This window comes from Verrucosispora sp. WMMD1129, assembly GCF_029581255.1.
Taxonomy (GTDB): domain Bacteria; phylum Actinomycetota; class Actinomycetes; order Mycobacteriales; family Micromonosporaceae; genus Micromonospora; species Micromonospora sediminimaris.
In genome coordinates this window covers 2,823,292-2,838,779 of sequence record NZ_CP120741.1, presented here as the reverse complement: position 1 = coordinate 2,838,779, position 15,488 = coordinate 2,823,292, and the positions used below count along the sequence as shown (strand labels likewise).

General features: G+C 69.6%; 14 protein-coding genes. 9 read left to right on the top strand and 5 right to left on the bottom strand.

Features of this window, described 5'->3' with window-relative positions; all coding sequences use genetic code 11:
* The first annotated feature begins 6 nt into the window (after positions 1 to 6).
* The gene (locus O7624_RS12985) at positions 7 to 2,658 is read left to right on the top strand and encodes an HAD-IC family P-type ATPase (protein ID WP_282240618.1); all 2,652 of its coding nucleotides are present in this window, start codon (positions 7 to 9) and stop codon (positions 2,656 to 2,658) included.
* A gap of 45 nt (positions 2,659 to 2,703) precedes the next feature.
* Here the strand turns inward: O7624_RS12985 and O7624_RS12980 are convergent, their stop codons facing one another.
* Positions 2,704 to 3,078, bottom strand: a complete 375-nt coding sequence (locus O7624_RS12980) for a CrcB family protein (protein ID WP_282240179.1) — start codon at positions 3,076 to 3,078, stop codon at positions 2,704 to 2,706.
* On the bottom strand, positions 3,078 to 3,557 hold the full coding sequence (crcB, locus tag O7624_RS12975) for a fluoride efflux transporter CrcB (protein ID WP_307818562.1): 480 nt from the start codon (positions 3,555 to 3,557) through the stop codon (positions 3,078 to 3,080). Before crcB ends, O7624_RS12980 begins: the two co-directional genes overlap by 1 nt.
* Before the next feature lie 193 nt (positions 3,558 to 3,750).
* Between crcB and O7624_RS12970 the strand changes: the two genes are divergently transcribed.
* The 3 genes from O7624_RS12970 (at position 3,751) to O7624_RS12960 (ending at position 7,516) form a co-directional block, all read left to right on the top strand.
* Positions 3,751 to 4,086, top strand: coding sequence for a YnfA family protein (locus tag O7624_RS12970; protein ID WP_093408611.1), 336 nt, complete (start codon positions 3,751 to 3,753; stop codon positions 4,084 to 4,086).
* Between the two features lie 220 nt (positions 4,087 to 4,306).
* Positions 4,307 to 6,274 (top strand): ABC transporter ATP-binding protein, encoded by a 1,968-nt coding sequence (locus O7624_RS12965; protein WP_282240178.1) that lies wholly within the window; start codon positions 4,307 to 4,309, stop codon positions 6,272 to 6,274.
* 141 nt (positions 6,275 to 6,415) lie between these two features.
* Entirely contained in the window at positions 6,416 to 7,516 is a 1,101-nt protein-coding gene (locus O7624_RS12960; protein WP_282240177.1) for an L-dopachrome tautomerase-related protein, read from the top strand.
* 42 nt (positions 7,517 to 7,558) lie between these two features.
* Here the strand turns inward: O7624_RS12960 and O7624_RS12955 are convergent, their stop codons facing one another.
* The 3 genes from O7624_RS12955 to O7624_RS12945 are packed head-to-tail and all read right to left on the bottom strand — an operon-like array spanning position 7,559 to position 10,016.
* Positions 7,559 to 8,188 carry a copper resistance CopC family protein gene (locus O7624_RS12955; protein ID WP_282240176.1) on the bottom strand — a complete coding sequence of 210 codons (630 nt, stop codon included), beginning with the start codon at positions 8,186 to 8,188 and terminating at the stop codon, positions 7,559 to 7,561.
* A 17-nt stretch (positions 8,189 to 8,205) separates the two neighbouring features.
* The gene (locus O7624_RS12950; RefSeq protein WP_282240175.1) at positions 8,206 to 9,426 is read right to left on the bottom strand and encodes a Dyp-type peroxidase; all 1,221 of its coding nucleotides are present in this window, start codon (positions 9,424 to 9,426) and stop codon (positions 8,206 to 8,208) included.
* Positions 9,423 to 10,016, bottom strand: a complete 594-nt coding sequence (locus O7624_RS12945) for a copper chaperone PCu(A)C (protein WP_282240174.1) — start codon at positions 10,014 to 10,016, stop codon at positions 9,423 to 9,425. The genes O7624_RS12950 and O7624_RS12945 overlap by 4 nt, the downstream gene beginning before the upstream one ends.
* 951 nt (positions 10,017 to 10,967) lie before the next feature.
* Between O7624_RS12945 and O7624_RS12940 the strand changes: the two genes are divergently transcribed.
* The 5 genes from O7624_RS12940 to O7624_RS12920 all read left to right on the top strand — a co-directional run bounded on the left by O7624_RS12940 (position 10,968) and on the right by O7624_RS12920 (position 15,422).
* A complete protein-coding gene (locus O7624_RS12940) occupies positions 10,968 to 11,348 on the top strand; it encodes a hypothetical protein (RefSeq protein WP_093408485.1) in 381 nt (126 codons plus the stop codon).
* 62 nt (positions 11,349 to 11,410) lie between these two features.
* Positions 11,411 to 12,340, top strand: a complete 930-nt coding sequence (locus O7624_RS12935) for a hypothetical protein (protein ID WP_282240173.1) — start codon at positions 11,411 to 11,413, stop codon at positions 12,338 to 12,340.
* 17 nt (positions 12,341 to 12,357) lie between these two features.
* The gene (locus tag O7624_RS12930) at positions 12,358 to 13,524 is read left to right on the top strand and encodes a hypothetical protein (protein ID WP_282240172.1); all 1,167 of its coding nucleotides are present in this window, start codon (positions 12,358 to 12,360) and stop codon (positions 13,522 to 13,524) included.
* A 3-nt stretch (positions 13,525 to 13,527) separates the two neighbouring features.
* Positions 13,528 to 14,193, top strand: a complete 666-nt coding sequence (locus O7624_RS12925) for an ATP-binding cassette domain-containing protein (RefSeq protein WP_282240171.1) — start codon at positions 13,528 to 13,530, stop codon at positions 14,191 to 14,193.
* The gene (locus O7624_RS12920) at positions 14,190 to 15,422 is read left to right on the top strand and encodes an ABC transporter permease (RefSeq protein ID WP_282240170.1); all 1,233 of its coding nucleotides are present in this window, start codon (positions 14,190 to 14,192) and stop codon (positions 15,420 to 15,422) included. The genes O7624_RS12925 and O7624_RS12920 overlap by 4 nt, the downstream gene beginning before the upstream one ends.
* Positions 15,423 to 15,488 lie beyond the last annotated feature (66 nt).

Below are 15,488 nucleotides of genomic sequence, written 5' to 3'. Positions count from 1 at the left end.
CACGGCATGTCCACCCACGAGGTGGTGCTGCTGCTGGAGACGGACCCGCAGCGCGGCCTGAGCGACGCCGAGGCCGCCCGGCGGCTGGACCGGTACGGGCCCAACGTGCTGCCCGCCGCCGGTGGTGGCGGCCTGCTGCGTCGGATCCTGCGGCAGTTCCACAACCCGCTCATCTACGTGCTGATCGCGGCTGGCGTGGTCACCGCGGTCCTCGGCGAGTACGTCGACTCGGCCGTGATCCTCGCGGTGGTGCTGATCAACGCCGGGATCGGCTACGCCCAGGAGTCGCGGGCCGAGGCGGCCCTGGACAGCCTGCGCTCGATGGTGCGTACCGAGGCGCGCGTGATCCGCGACGGCGAGCTGCGGGCGATCTCCTCCGACGACCTGGTCCCCGGTGACCTGGTGGTGCTGGAGGCCGGCGACAAGGTGCCGGTGGATCTGCGGTTGGTCCGGCTGGCCGAGCTGCGGGTCGACGAGTCGGCGCTGACGGGCGAATCCGTACCGGTGGACAAGCTGGAGGCGGAGCTGCCGGTGGGCACACCGGTCGCCGACCGGCGCAACATGGTCTGGTCGGGCACGCTCGTCGCGGCCGGCGGCGGTGCCGGCATCGCGGTGGCCACCGGGGCCGAGACGGAACTCGGCCAGATCCACCGACTGGTCGGTGCGGCGGAGGCGCTGGCCACCCCGCTGACCCGCAAGCTGGCCCGGTTCAGCAAGGTGCTGACCGTGATCATCCTGGTGCTGGCGGCGGTGACCTTCGCCGTCGGTCTGCTCCGCGGCCAGGACGCGGTCGAGACGTTCACGGCGGCCGTGGCGCTCGCCGTCGGCGCGATCCCCGAAGGGCTGCCGGCGGCGGTCACCATCACCCTGGCGATCGGGGTGACCCGGATGGCCCGTCGACGGGCGGTGATCCGTCGTCTGCCGGCGATCGAGACGTTGGGCAGCACTACTGTCGTCTGCTCCGACAAGACCGGCACGCTCACCGAGAACCAGATGACGGTCCGGGCGCTGTGGACCCCGGACGCCGAGTTCGAGGTGACCGGCGCCGGCTACCGGCCGGAAGGGGAGGTCCGCGACGACGGCCGGGGCGGCGAGGCCCTGCGCTGGTCGCTGCTGGCCGGTGCCGGATGCAACGACGCGCGGGTACGCGAGCAGGACGGCGAGTGGCTGCTGGCCGGTGATCCGACCGAGGGCGCGATGCAGGTGGTAGCGGCCAAGGTGGGCATCGACCACGGTCGGCTGTCCGCCGACTATCCACGCCGGGACACCATCCCCTTCGACTCGAAGCGGCAGTACATGGCGACGTTGCACGACGAGCGCGCCACGGGCCGGACGGTGGTCCTGGCCAAGGGGGGCGTCGAGCGGATCGTGTCGATGTGCCGGGGCGAGATGGGTGCCAACGGTCAGATCCGCCCGCTCCGGGCCGACGCCGCGCTCCGGGCGGCCGAGGAACTGGCCGGTCGCGGGCTGCGGGTGCTGGCCACCGCCGTACGACCACCGGACGGTCCGGACGACGGTTTCGACGAGGTCGCGCTGCCCGGCACCCTGGTCCTCACCGGGTTGCAGGCGATGCTCGACCCACCCCGCAGCGCCGCCGCCCCGGCGGTACGGGCCTGCCACTCGGCAGGCATCAACGTCAAGATGATCACAGGCGACCATGCGGCGACCGCCGGCGCCATCGCCGGCCAGCTCGGGCTGCTCGACGCCGAACGTCCGGATCGGGTGGTCACCGGCACGGATCTCGAAAAGTTGCCCGCCGAGGGGTTCGGCGAGGCGGTGGACCGGGCCGCCGTCTTCGCCCGGGTCTCCCCGGAACAGAAACTCCGGCTGGTCGAGACCCTTCAGCAACGAGGCCACGTGGTCGCGGTGACCGGCGACGGGGTCAACGACGCACCCGCGTTGCGGCAGGCGAACATCGGCATCGCCATGGCCCGATCCGGTACCGAGGTGGCCAAGGAAGCGGCCGACATGGTCCTCACCGATGACGACTTCGCCACCATCGAGGCCGCGGTGGAGGAGGGCCGGGGGGTCTTCGACAACATCACAAAGTTCATCGTCTGGACGTTGCCGACGAACCTCGGTGAAGGGCTGGTGGTGCTGGTCGCCATCGTGCTGGGTGCCACGCTGCCGCTGCTGCCCACGCAGATCCTCTGGATCAACATGACCACCGCCGTCCTGCTCGGCCTGATGCTGGCCTTCGAGCCGAAGGAGCGCGGCATCATGCGACGGCCGCCCCGCGACCCGGCCCGGCCGCTGCTGACCGGCGCTCTGGTGATCCGGATCGTGCTGGTGGCCACATTGCTGGTGGCCGGCGCGTGGTGGGTGTTCCAGTGGGAGTACTCCAACGGTGCCGATGTCGCACAGGCGCGTACCGCCGCCATGAACGTCTTCGTCGTGGTCGAGACGTTCTACCTGTTCAGCTGCCGGTCGCTGACCCGTTCGGCATGGCGGCTCGGCTTCTTCACCAACCGCCTGCTGTTGCTCGGCGTCGCCGCGCAGGCCCTGTGCCAACTCGCCATCACGTATCTGCCGCCGATGAACGCGATCTTCGGTACGGCACCGATCGGGCCGGACGTGTGGTTGCGCATCCTGGCCGTCGGGGCGGTTTCCGCAGTCGTGGTCGCCATCGACAAGCGGCTGCGCCACGATCTCGGCTGAACGGCCGGCACGCCGAGGAGCCCGGTCACCGAGAACGCGCGACGGTCAGGCCCACAGCGCCTCGGCGAGGGCGACCCCGACGAACGCGGCGCCCAGCGCGGCGACGACGCTGACGCCAGCGTTGACCAGCGCGGGAAAACGGGCACCGTCCTCGAGGAGCCGGATCGTCTCGTAGCCGAAGGTCGAGTAGGTGGTAAGCGCACCGCACAGACCGAGGCCGAGCAGGTTGACCAGGGAACCGGGCACCGCACCCACCGCGGCCCCGCCGATCAGGACACCAAGGAGGAGGGAGCCGACCACGTTGACCGCTAAGGTGCCCCACGGAAAGACGGAGTCGTGACGTCCCTGCACCGCCCGGTCGACGAGGTAGCGCAACGGTGCGCCGACAGCGGCACCGAGCGCCACCAGGATGACGGCCATCAAGCGCTCCGCTTCCGGTCCACGCCGGTCGCCAGCCGGGTCAGGGTCACGCCCAGCCGGACGGCGGCGAGGGCGGCGACGAGGGTACCGGCGAGATACAGCAGGCCGGTCCGGGCCGCGCCGGCCGCCACCGCCTGCTGCACCTCGACGGCGTACGTCGAGAAGGTCGTGTAGCCGCCGAGCACGCCGACGCCGAGGAAGGGCCGGACCAGTCGGTGCGCGGCCCACACCTCGGTGATCAGCACCATCAGCGTCCCGATGAGCAGACAGCCGGAGACGTTGACGGCAAAGGTGGCCCAGGGGAAGCCGGACGGCGGATGCGGAAAGGTCACCGTCAGCCCGTATCGCGCCAGCGCGCCGACCATCCCGCCGACGGAGATCGCGGCGAGCAGACTGGCGGTCCCGCCCCGCAGCTCCGCGCGCTGCCGCGGCACACTGAGATCGACATCGGGATCGACGGGCGGTCGCTGCGCCCCCACGGTCACCACCTACCAGTACGCGTCTGCCCTGGCAGGGACCGTTGGCGGCGAGCGCCGCGGTTGTCCCGCACCGGCGGGGTGGCGGGCCCCACCGCCACGGGCACCTCCGGCGGGATGCCCCGTGCAGAGGATAACGCCGCTCGCTGGACGTCGACCCGGGGTGCGGCCAGCCGCTGTCGGTAGGGTGCGGCGGGTGACCGTGCTGCGTTCCGTCCTGCTGTTCGTCCTGGCCGCGATCGCCGAGATCGGCGGGGCCTGGCTGGTGTGGCAGGGCTGGCGGGAGCACCGGGGGCTCTGGTTCGTCGCAGCCGGGGTGCTCGCCCTCGGCGCGTACGGCTTCGTCGCCACCTTCCAGCCCGACCCGAACTTCGGCCGCATCCTGGCCGCGTACGGCGGGGTTTTTGTCGCCGGCTCGCTCGCCTGGGGGATGATCTTCGACGGCTTCCGTCCGGACCGGTGGGACCTCACCGGTGCCGCGATCTGCCTGCTCGGCGTCGCCGTAATCATGTACGCCCCGCGCGGTGCCTGACCCCGCTCGGCTGCCGGGGTGCGCCGAGCGGCGGTGACCGGAGCCCGGCGTCCGGGTCGGGCGGTTCGGCGCGCCGACAGGGCTGGACCACCACCGTATCGACGGTGACGATAAGTAGCTGGTCGATCGCCTTTGGCTATCTCGTTGGTTCGCGTCCCGGCGGCGCCATCCAGCGGGCAGAGGCGACCGCCGCGTGTCGCCGACCCCTGGAGGTGTTTGCATGGCCGCCACGTCGACCCGACGTCGTGACCGAGCGGAACAGGCCGAGCCGTCGGCTGGGGAGTCGGTGCTCCCCGAGATGCGGGCCATGTGGTGGGAGACGGGCATGCGGGCGCGGACCCAGGCCGGTCTGCTCGCCGTCTTCGCCGAACTGCCCCGGCTGATCTGGGCGGCCCTGCGGATCAGCTGGCGGGCCGACCGGCTGCGTACCTCGGTGGTCGCCGTCGCGACGGTCGGTGCCGGCGTGATGTCGGCGTTCGGGCTGCTCGCGACGCAGCGGGTGCTTGTGGAGTTGTTCGCCGGTGGGCCGACCGGGGAGAAGGTGGTCGCCGCGCTGCCGGCGCTCGCGGTGCTGGCCGCGGCGACCGCGACGCGGTCCGGCATGGCGATCGCCACCGGTTACGCCCTGAACGGACTGACGCCCAGGGTCAGCCGGGAGGTGGAGCGAGGGTTGTTCGAGATGACCACGGCCGTGCGACTGGAGGCCTTCGACGCGGACGCTTTCGCCGACGACATGGAGCGTGCCTCCCGGGGCACCGATTCCGCCGTGGATCTGGTTCCCGCGTCGATGAACCTGCTCGCCGGGCTGGTCGGGGTGGTCGCGGTGACCGTGGCAGTCGTGGTGATTCATCCGCTGCTGCTGCCGGCGCTGCTGGTCGCGACCGTGCCGAACGCGTGGGCGTCGCTGCGGGCGGGGCACCTGCGGTACCAGACCTACATCGCCGGCTCGGTCCGGCGACGTCGGATGTGGTTGCTGCACCGGCTGATGGCCGAACGGGCGTCGGCACCGGAACTGCGCTCGTACGGCCTGCGCCGGTTCCTGCTGGACCAGTACGACCGGGTGATGGCGGTGGAGACCGACATCGAGCTGGCCCTGGCGCGTCGGGTGACCACGACGGTCACGGTGGGCTCGATGATCGGAGGCGTCGCCACCGCCGTGGTCTACGCGCTGCTCGGTCTGCTGCTCATCGACGGACAGATCCCGCTCGCGGCGGCGGCGACCTGCGTGATCGCGGTACAGGCGGCGCAACGTTCGCTGGCCGTGGTGACCTTTCAGATGGACCGCGTCTACACCGAGGGCCAGCACTTCCGCGACTACACGGGGTTCATGACCCGCGCCGCCACCTACCTGCCGGAGCAGGCGGTGGCAACGGCACCCGACCGGCTGCGGGAGCTGACCGTGGAGGCGGTGAGCCTGCGTTACCCGGATCGCGACACCCCGGCGGTGGATCGTGTGACGTTGACCGTCGAGGCGGGGCAGACGGTGGCCTTCGTCGGGGAGAACGGATCCGGCAAGAGCAGCCTGGCCGCGATGATCGCGGCCCTGCGTACGCCCAGCGACGGCGTGATCCGCTGGAACGGGCGGCCCCTGTCCGAGTTGGACCGCGACGAGTTGCGTGGTCGTATCGCCGTGGTGACCCAGGAGTACCACAAGTGGCCGTTCACCGCCGCCACGAACATCGCCATCGGGGACATCGACACCGAGGCCCGGCAGGACCGGATCGAGGCCGCCGCCGCCCGGGCGGTCGCCGACGAGATGATCCGTGAGTTGCCGCACGGGTACGAGACGCTGCTCGACCGTACGTTCGCCAAGGGGCAGGACCTCTCCGGCGGGCAGTGGCAGCGGATCACCGCGGCTCGCGGTTTCCTGCGCGACGCCGAACTGCTGGTGATGGACGAGCCGTCCTCGGCGCTCGACCCGCGGGCCGAGGACGCGCTGTTCCAAACCATCCGCGACCGGCGCGGCCGGGCCACCACCATCCTGATCACGCACCGGCTGGCCAACGTCCGGCACGCCGACCGGATCTTCGTGCTGCATCACGGTCGTCTGATCGAGCAGGGCACCCACGACGAACTCGTCGCCGCCGGTGGTCGGTACGCCGAGCTGTTCACTCTCCAGGCCGCCGGCTACGCGGACAACGACCGCCTACCCGCGCCCCGGCAACATCCGCACCCGGCCGCCGGCTGACACCCGCCTGCGCGTCGGGCGGAGAAGCCGCGCCGTCACGTTTGCGTCATCCGACGACGGGAACGGGTGTTGCCCAGGCCGCGTCGGCTGAGACCCGGGCACGGGTCGGGACGAAACGCGGCCCGACGGCAGGAGCAGCGGATGAGCGAGCCCGTGTCCGACGAGCCCGTCGGCGAGCTGGAACTGGTCCATGCCTTCACCGGGCCGATGCCGACCGGGGTCAGCGTCTCGCACACCGGCCGGATCTTCGTCAACTTCCCCCGCTGGGGCGACGAGGTGCCCGCCACCGTGGTCGAGCTGCGCGACGGCGCCGAGGTGGCGTACCCGGACGAGCGGTGGAACCAGCCGCGAGACGACGACGATCCGGGTGCCTTCGTCTCGGTGCAGAGCGTCGTGGTCGACCCCGTCGACCGGCTCTGGGTGCTCGACACCGGCAGCCCGAAGTTCCAACCGACTCGACCGGGCGGCCCCAAACTGGTCCGGATCGACCTGGGCAGCGACACCGTTGCCCAGGTGATCACCTTTCCGCCGGACGTGGCGCTGCCCACCACGTACCTCAACGACGTGCGCTTCGACCTGCGGCGCGGCGAGGCGGGCGTCGCGTACATCACCGACTCCGCGGTCGCCGGGCCGAACGGGATCATCGTGGTCGACCTGGCCAGCGGTGCCTCCTGGCGACGACTGCACGATCATCCCTCGACCAAGGCGGAGCCACTGGCTCGGTTCCGGCCGGTGGTGGAGGGGAGACCCCTCCTGCAACGGTCGGCCGACGGGCCGCCGACACCGCTGACGATCGGCGCGGACGGGATAGCCATCTCCGCCGATGGTTCCCGGCTCTACTACTGTCCGCTGGCCTCGCGCCAGTGGTACAGCGTCGCCACCGACGCGCTCGCCGACGTCTCGGCCAGCGCGGACGAGGTCGCCGCGACGGTGGTCCACGAGGGCGACAAGGGCACCGGCTCCGACGGCCTGGAGACCGACGACGCCGGACGGATCTACCTCACCGCGTACGAGCACAACGCGGTGCTGCGGCGGCGTCCGGACGGCGAGTACGAGAGTGTCGTCCACGACCCTCGGCTGCTCTGGCCGGACACCCTGTCGGTGGCGGTGGACGGGCACCTTTACGTCACCGCGAACCAATTGCACCGGCAACCCGGTTTCCAGCAGGGCAGGGATCTGCGCCGCAAGCCGTACGCGCTGTTCCGGACCCCGATCGACGCGGGACCGGTGCTGCTGCGCTGAGGCCCGCCGGTGCTGACCGCTGGGGTGCCGCCCCGGCGATGCTCACCGCGCCGGGTTGCCTCCAGTGGTGGACCGGCGGCGCAGCAGGAGCACCGCTGCGGCGGCCACCAGCGCCAGCACGATTCCGCCGCCGGCCAGCAGCGCCGCCGTGCCGGGACCGCCGGAGGAACTGCTCGCGGCCGGGCTGGCGGCTGCGGCGGAGGCGGTCGGTTCGGCGCTCGGGGGCACCGACGTCGGTGCCGGCTCGCTCACCGTGGGGCTGGGGCTCGGTTCGGCGGTGGCCGTCGGGTCGGCGACGGTGAACTTGTACGACCCCTGCACCGGGTGCCCGTCGGTGGAGACCACCCGGTACGCGACGGTGTAGACGCCGTTGGCCAGCGGCGGCTCGATGGTGATCGTGCCCTTGGTGCCGCTGACCTCCGGCTCGCCGGTGGTCACCTGCTGCTTGTCGGCGTCGCTGAGGGTGATCGTGGTGAACGACGGGTTCAGCTTCTGCAGGAACTCCAGGGTGATCCGGGTCGGTGCCTTCTTCAGCTCGGCGTCCTGCGCAGGAGTGGCCTTGCGCAGCACGTTGTGCGCGTACGCGGGGGCAACCGGCCCGAGCAGCAGCGCGGTGGCGGCCAGCGTGGCGGCGAGGGCGGCGGCGAGCGGCCGGTGAATGCGGCGAGACATGGCGGTCATTCTCCTCGTCAGTCGAGCAGTTGCTGACCGACCCAACCACCCTCCGGGCAGCCGGGCGGGACGGCGAAGACGGCGGAACCGATCGGGGTGGTCCACTCGTTGAGCAGGTCCCGCTGGGCGAGCCGCCGCTGGATGGGCAGGAACTGGGTGGCGATGTCGGCCTGGTACGCCGCGAAGATGAGCCCACTGTCCGCGGTGCCGTCGGCGGCGGGTACGCCGTCGTAGTTGTAGGGACGGCGCAGGATCCGGAACCGGTCGTCGGTGACGTGCGCCCGGGTGAGGTGCGAGAAATCCGGGATGACCGTCAGCCCGTCGGGGCCGAGAGCGGCGAAGTCGGGCTCGTCGTGTTCGTCTGTGCCGGTCAGTGGGGCACCGCTGTCCAGCCGCCGACCGACGGCCAGTTCCCGGTCGGTGCGACCGAGCAGGTCCCAGGTCTCCAGGTTCATGCTGATCCGCCGCACCACCAGCGTGGTGCCGTCGCGTAACCAGTCCGGCCCGTCGGCGATCCAGACCGCCGTCTCCACCGGCGTACCCGGCTTCGGATTGGCGGTGCCGTCGAGCTGGCCGAAGAGGTTGCGTTGGGTACGGCCCGGCTCGGCGCCGGCCGCCCGCCGGAAACCCTGCTGCACCCAACGCACCGTGGCGAAGGGCCGAGTGTCCTTGACCAGGACCCGTTGCGCGTGCGCGACGGTGAGCGGGTCGTCGGCGCAGAGCTGCACCAGCAGATCCCCGCCGGACCAGCGGGATTGCAGCCGGTCGATCGGAAACGCGGGCAGGTCGACCACCGAGGGTGGGCGGCGGTCGTCGAGACCGGCGGCGGTGAACAGGCCCGGGCCGAAGCCGAAGGTGACGGTGAGCCGGGCCGGTAGCAGCCCCAACTCGGGTTCGGTGTCGGCGAGCGCGGGTCGGCCCTGGGTGAGCCGGGCGGCGTCGTCGGAGAGCAGCCGCAGCAGCCGCCCGAGGGCGCCGCGGTCGGTGCCGGGGTGCAGGGTGAAGGCGACGAACGCGGCGTGTGCCTGCGGTTCGGTGACGATCCCCGCCTGCCGTACCCCGTGGAACGGTTCGACCGCCTCGCCGACCCCCGCCGTCGGCGGCCGCTCCGGCGGGCGTCCCGCTGGCTCGCCGCGGGTGGTGGCTACCGCGGCGGCCCCGACCACCGTGCCACCGGCGGCCAGCGCGCCGCCGGTGAGCAGGCCGCGCCGGCTCACCGGCCGGCTGGTGGGCGTCACGGCGCCGGGCTGTGGCTCGTCGGCATGTCCGGCATCGGCTCCCCGTGCCCGGGTGCGTAGCTCTCCTGCGCCCCGGTGAACGGCTTGGCCACCGCGCGGAACGTCTGGGTCCGCCCGTCGGCGAAGCTGAGGGTGAAGGACAGCTCGTCACCGGCCCGCACCGGCTTGGCGAGGTCCATCAACATCAGGTGGTCGCCGCCCGGTTCCAGCTTGTACTCGCTTTTCGCCTTGATCACCACGCCACCCTGCTTAGCCCGCATCACCATCTTCCCGTCCGCCATCGCCATCTCGTGCAGCTCCATCGGCGATACCTCGCTGGCGGCACCGGTGATCGTGACATCGGTGTCGCTGTCGTTGACAAACGTGGCGAACGCCGCCGTCATCCCCTCGTCGGCGGCCTTCACCCACGGATCGCGTACGCCCAGCACACCGGCCTCGACGGTGGCTTCGACGGAGGCCGTGGCGGACGGCGTGGGGGTGGTCGACGACTCCCCGGACGACGACTTGCAGGCGGCCAGGGACACGACGAGTGCGGCCCCGGTGAACAGGACCGCTGGGCGCAGGGCCCGACGGGGCAGGAGGCTGGGCATGACTTCCCCTCGAAGATCGATGTCATGAGGTTTGTCGGCCGAGGACGCCTGGAAGTTCCGCCCACCGCCGGGCGCCGACCGTCGTCGCCCCGGGTGGTGGGATCCCCGGCGGAACCTCCGGCCATTATTCGAAGATGTTCCGAAAATCGCCGGTCAGAGGAGTGGGAGCGGGCGCTCGAAAAACTTCTACGAGCCGGAGCGGTGCACGAATGGAGTGCGGGAGTGCGGACTGCGCCACGATTGCGGACTCACGCTTCGTGAGGAGTGCCCACAACCCGAGCCGCCAACAGAAGCTGCCGCCTGGCCGGCAAACCGGAGTCGTGACCATGGGTGAACCCGGCCGGAAACCCTCTGGCTGGTAACTGTGCGGCTGGCATCGCCTTCGATGGCCTCTTGACTCACCCTGGGTGACGCTGGAGGGAAGCTCGTCGAGAGAAGGCTGTCGAGTACGGACAGTGCCGGTACGCCTCGATGATCTCGACCGGCGAGAACCACAGATGCCATGAAACGCGCAGAAGCCGCCGATCGCAGCTTTTCCGCCCGTCGGCCCGGCCGTCCACGGAGTCGGTTTCCCGGCATATTCGCTGCTCGGCACGGGCGACTTCGGGATTGCTGCCGGACCGCACTGTCGCCGAGTGCCCCCACCGGCCGTCTGAAGATCAACGCTGTTCTGGTATAGGCCGTCGCCACTATGGGGTTGCGGAGATCGACGCACATCGGCCAGGATGTTGGTGCCACACAGTAATCCATCTGTGTAGGCCACACGGGGTTTCAAGGTTCGAGGTTCTTGGTCGCTCACTGCGTTATTCGCCGAGCGCCCAACTTTCCCTATCTGGGGCCTTTTTACGCCCGCGACCACGGCCACTTGGCCTCAGAGTCGTGCCCGTTTCGTGGGTGCCTCTCTCGGAGCCTCACATATCCGAGGAGCGGTGTATGAAAGCAAAAAGCATCATGGCGGCAACCCTGGTTGGCATTGCCGCCGCCGCCTTGGGCGGAACCGCCGCCCAGGCGGACAAGGGGGATGGTAAGGCAGCGTGCAACCGGGCTGAGATCTGCTTTGACTTCGCCTGGGACGACTTCATGACGAGCTCCTTCCAGCGTCATTTCTGGTACAACGACGCTGACCACTCGAACGACATCTGGGGCAACGTTCCCGACGGGAACACCAGCCTGTGGGTGGCCAACACCGCCGGCGGCCTCTGGAACCGGGACACCGAGTGCGCGGTGACGGTGTACGACCTGTCCAGCTACCGCACGCCGTACACCACGTTCCCACGTGACTTCCGGAGCCCGATCAGCGCGCGGAACAACTCGCACAAGCGTTGCGCCTGAGGCAGTTGGGGTGTCTCTGATATCGGAGGCACCCCAACTGCCCGGTCTCGCCCGAGAGGGGCATGATGCCAGCAACTCGTCAACAATTTGCCGCCCTCGTCGTCGCAGCGGCGGTCCTGCTTTCCTCCGGGGGCTGCTGGCAGGACGAGCGCCTTCCTGCGGCTGATCTTTCCGCAGCAGAATCGGATCAGCCATTTTCGCTATTCCTGGGCGAGGAGCTGGGCCAGATCGACTATGCGCAGCTGAAGGTGCGCAACAAGTGCCTCGCCGGGGAGGGGTACCCACAGAATCTGAACATCATGCTGGGGGAGCCGAGGAATCCGTTCCGACATCTCCGCATCACCGAGTCGTCGTTCGGGCCGGCATCGGAGGCTGAGGCTCGCCGGATCGGTTTCGGCCGCGACTCGCTCTCGGCTCCGCCCTCCGTGGTCAGCTCCGACCCCAGCTACGACGACGCCTACGATCGGTGCACCGCGGAGGCGTGGCGGGCGCTCTCGGACGACAGTCAGGACGTCTACTACGCCTACTTCGAGCTTGGGAACAAGCTCTCCGAGCCGCTGATGCCACTTATCGATGAGGGCATGGGTTCCCAATGGCCGCAGAAGCTGCTCTCCTGTCTGGCATCGAAAGGGCATGGGCCGAAAGACGAGGCCGCTTTCCTGAAATCGCCGAATCCCGCTCTGTTCGACGTACCGGTTGGCACTGACGCCGCAGCAGGCTTGGACTTCTGGGAGCCCAAGCGCATGCCAGGGACGATCGAGATCGGTCCAGCGGTGCCTGCGAGCGAATACCGCGCCGGTCCCGCCGAAAGCCGTCTGGCGGTCGCCTGGTTTCAGTGTCGACGCGATACCGGTATGGCTCGCGAACAGTTGCGGGTGGCGGTCGAGGTGCAGCGTGACCTGATCGAGAAAAATGAGCATCTTTTTGTCGAGCTGAACCCGAAGGTCATCGACCTGGCCAAGCAGTCGGCCGACCTCATTGGTGCGGCATGACGTCACGTCATCCGATCATGGCCGGCCGCCGTCGTTTTCTGCTGCTCGTCTGCTCCTTCTTCCTGGCGGTGGTGGTCGTCACCGGGGGTGCGATCTTCCTCGGCCCGACGCTGCGGACTCCGCAGCAGGTGGCGGCGGACGCGGCACCGCCCTCGCCCTCGTTGGTCACTGCCACGGTGGAGCGTCGGTCGTTGGCCGAACCGGTCGTGCTCCGTGGACGCCTCACCGCCGGCCGCAGCAGAGCGATCACTCTTCCGGTCGCCGCTGTCGGCGCAAACAGCGTCGTGACGAGGCTGTTCGTCAAACCGGGAGATTCGGTGGCGGAGGGTCGGGCTCTCCTGGAGAGCTCAGGGAAACCCATGTTCGCCATGAAACTGCCCTTTCCGCTTTATCGGGACATCACGACGGATGCCCGAGGACCGGACGTGACAGCTGTGCAGCGGATGTTGCGTCGAGTGGGTTACCCCGTCGCAGTGAGCGGAGCCCTCGACGGACAGACGCGCAGACACTTGAGCCGCTTCTACCACGATCGCGGCTACCGCATTGAGGACATGGACTGGCAGACCGGCTCCGGCAACGCCAACGATTCCTCGCCATCGGCCGTCTGGCTCCCGCAGTCCGCCGCTCTTCTGATCGACAAGAGCGGCCGCCGGATAAGCAAGGTCGGCGTCCGTGTCGGCAAGGTTCTCGACGATCCGAAGCTCCTCCTGTTCGAGCTTGACCAGCAGGCCCCGACCATCTCGGCCGCCATCGCCCTCGATCAGCGGGACCTGGTGAACACCGGCCAGGAAGTGCAGGTCACCGATGACCTGACCGGGGAAACGAGGACGGCGGAGGTGGCCTCGGTCGGCAGTCAACCGCAGGAAGGTGCGGACGGACAGGTTGGTTTCCAGGTCCGCTGCCGGTTCACCGAGGCGCCCCTGGAAGGAGCGAGTGGCTCACTTCGACTGGAGATCCGTGTCGCCACGGCGGAGGAGGTTCTGGCCGTGCCGGTCTCGGCCGTCTATTCACGACCGGACGGCTCGACATTCGTCACGGTGGTCGACGGCAGTTCCAGGACGAACGACATCGACATGACCGCTGGGCGGTCCGCAGGTGGATGGGTCGAGTTGAGGGAGCCCACCGGACCCGGCCTCACCGAGGGCGTGCAGGTAATGGTCGGCGAACTTCACTCGGACCGGTGAGCCATGCTGACACTTGAGGGCGTCGAGAGGGTGTATCACGAGGGTCGGCCCGTCCATGCCCTGCGTGCCGTCGATCTTCACATCGACTCCGGCGACTATGTGTCGATCACCGGCCCTTCGGGGGCTGGAAAGTCGACTCTGCTGAACCTGCTCGGGCTGCTCGACGTGCCCACCGCTGGTTCGTATCGAATCCGCGACATGGAGACAAGCACCTGCAGCGCGGCGATGCGGGGGGCGATCCGATGCCGTCTGTTCGGCTTCGTCTTCCAGGCGTTTCATCTCCTGCCGGGGCGAACGGCCCTGGAGAACGTCGAGCTCGGCATGTTGTACGGGGGGTACCGGCGCGGTCGGCGCCGCCGGTTGGCCGTCGATGCGTTGGAGCGGGTCGGCCTGGGGCGCCGCGCAGCCGCCGATCCCCGTCAACTGTCCGGAGGTGAGAAGCAGCGGGTGGCGATCGCCCGCGCGGTGGCCGCTCAGCCGCAGGTGCTCTTCTGCGACGAGCCCACCGGGAATCTCGACAGCACCAACACCGCGATCGTCGTCGCGATGCTGCGGGAGCTGAACGCCAACGGCCTCACCGTGGTGGTGGTGACGCACGACGCCGACGTTGCGGCCGAGGCGCGCAGGAAGATCCAGGTCATCGACGGCCTCCTGAACGAGTCACGATGAGGCTTCCCAGGCACCGTAGCAGGGCGACCGACCTGAGCATCCGCCCGTCCCGACTGCGCCTCGGTGATCTGGCCGGTGAAGCCGCGCTGGCGGTGCTCAGCCACCCTGGCCGGTCCCTCGCCACCGTCGTCGGCACGATCGTCGGTGCGGCGGCCTTTGTCGCGAGCCTCGGCCTCGGCTCGACCCTCAACCAGCAGGTCACCTCCTCCTTCGACGTCCGGCGGGCGACCGAGGTCGTCGTCCAGCCGGAGGTGTCCGATGATCGAGAGCCGTGGCTCGCGGAGCCGGCCCTGCAGCGGCTGACCCGGCTCAACGGTGTCGTCGCTGCCGGGCGGCGCGTCACCCTGCCAGAACAATCCCTGCACCGAACGTCGGATCCCAGGCACGGGGTCGTCGGCGCTCCCGTCCTGGGAACAGACCCCTCCGCACTCCGGGTCATCGCTCCGGCGTTGACGACCGGGCGGTACTTCGACAGTTTCCAGGAAGATGCGCAAGCGCCTGTCGTGATGCTCTCCGAAGTGGTTGCCAGACAACTCGGAGTGCACCGCGTTGGGGTGGCTGTGTTCATCGCCGGCAGACCATTCACAGTGATAGGCATTTACCATGACGTGACGCGGAGACCGGAAGCACTGGCGGCGGCCATCATCCCGTATTCGGTAGCCCATCGGCTCGGATCGCCCGTCGGCGGGCGGGGCGCCAAGCAGGACGTGCTGATCGAGACCTTCCCCGGGGCGGCCCAGCTCATCGGGCGACAGGCACCCCTGGCGCTGCGCCCCGAAGCACCGACGGAGCTTCGCGCCATCGCACCGCCCGACCCTGCCACCCTCCGGCGGGAAATCGAAGACAACACCACACGCTCCACGCTCATGATCAGCGTAATCGCACTATTGATCGGCACCATCTCGATCGGCAACGCCACCACCGCCGGAATCGCCGGCCGCACCGGCGAGATCGGACTGCGGCGAGCTGTGGGAGCCCGCAGCAGTCACATCTTCCTCCAGCTGGTTCTCGAGACCGCCGCCCTTGGTTTTCTCGGCGGCGTCACCGGCGCTTTGCTCGGCGTCCTGACCACCTCGGTGGCGTCCGTCGTCAATGGATGGACTCCTGTCATCGAGATCCGAGTTGCTCTGATCGCCTGCGCGATCAGTGCCATGTCCGGCCTGCTCGCCGGACTACTACCGGCCGCCCGAGCGGCTCGCCTGTCCCCGGTCACCGCACTTCAGAAATGAATTAGTCGACCCACGTCCTCGCGTCACCCATGAACGTCAATCGTCTTCGTGATCCACAGTAGAGAA

Excerpts from the sequence above, each read along its gene's own strand:
- O7624_RS12985 (WP_282240618.1), top strand. The coding sequence starts at position 7 with ATGTCCACCCACGAGGTGGTGCTGCTGCTGGAGACGGACCCGCAGCGC.
- O7624_RS12980 (WP_282240179.1), bottom strand. The coding sequence starts at position 3,078 with ATGGCCGTCATCCTGGTGGCGCTCGGTGCCGCTGTCGGCGCACCGTTG.
- O7624_RS12965 (WP_282240178.1), top strand. The coding sequence starts at position 4,307 with ATGGCCGCCACGTCGACCCGACGTCGTGACCGAGCGGAACAGGCCGAG.
- O7624_RS12960 (WP_282240177.1), top strand. The coding sequence starts at position 6,416 with ATGAGCGAGCCCGTGTCCGACGAGCCCGTCGGCGAGCTGGAACTGGTC.
- O7624_RS12955 (WP_282240176.1), bottom strand. The coding sequence starts at position 8,188 with ATGTCTCGCCGCATTCACCGGCCGCTCGCCGCCGCCCTCGCCGCCACG.
- O7624_RS12945 (WP_282240174.1), bottom strand. The coding sequence starts at position 10,016 with ATGCCCAGCCTCCTGCCCCGTCGGGCCCTGCGCCCAGCGGTCCTGTTC.
- O7624_RS12940 (WP_093408485.1), top strand. The coding sequence starts at position 10,968 with ATGGCGGCAACCCTGGTTGGCATTGCCGCCGCCGCCTTGGGCGGAACC.
- O7624_RS12935 (WP_282240173.1), top strand. The coding sequence starts at position 11,411 with ATGATGCCAGCAACTCGTCAACAATTTGCCGCCCTCGTCGTCGCAGCG.
- O7624_RS12930 (WP_282240172.1), top strand. The coding sequence starts at position 12,358 with ATGGCCGGCCGCCGTCGTTTTCTGCTGCTCGTCTGCTCCTTCTTCCTG.
- O7624_RS12925 (WP_282240171.1), top strand. The coding sequence starts at position 13,528 with ATGCTGACACTTGAGGGCGTCGAGAGGGTGTATCACGAGGGTCGGCCC.
- O7624_RS12920 (WP_282240170.1), top strand. The coding sequence starts at position 14,190 with ATGAGGCTTCCCAGGCACCGTAGCAGGGCGACCGACCTGAGCATCCGC.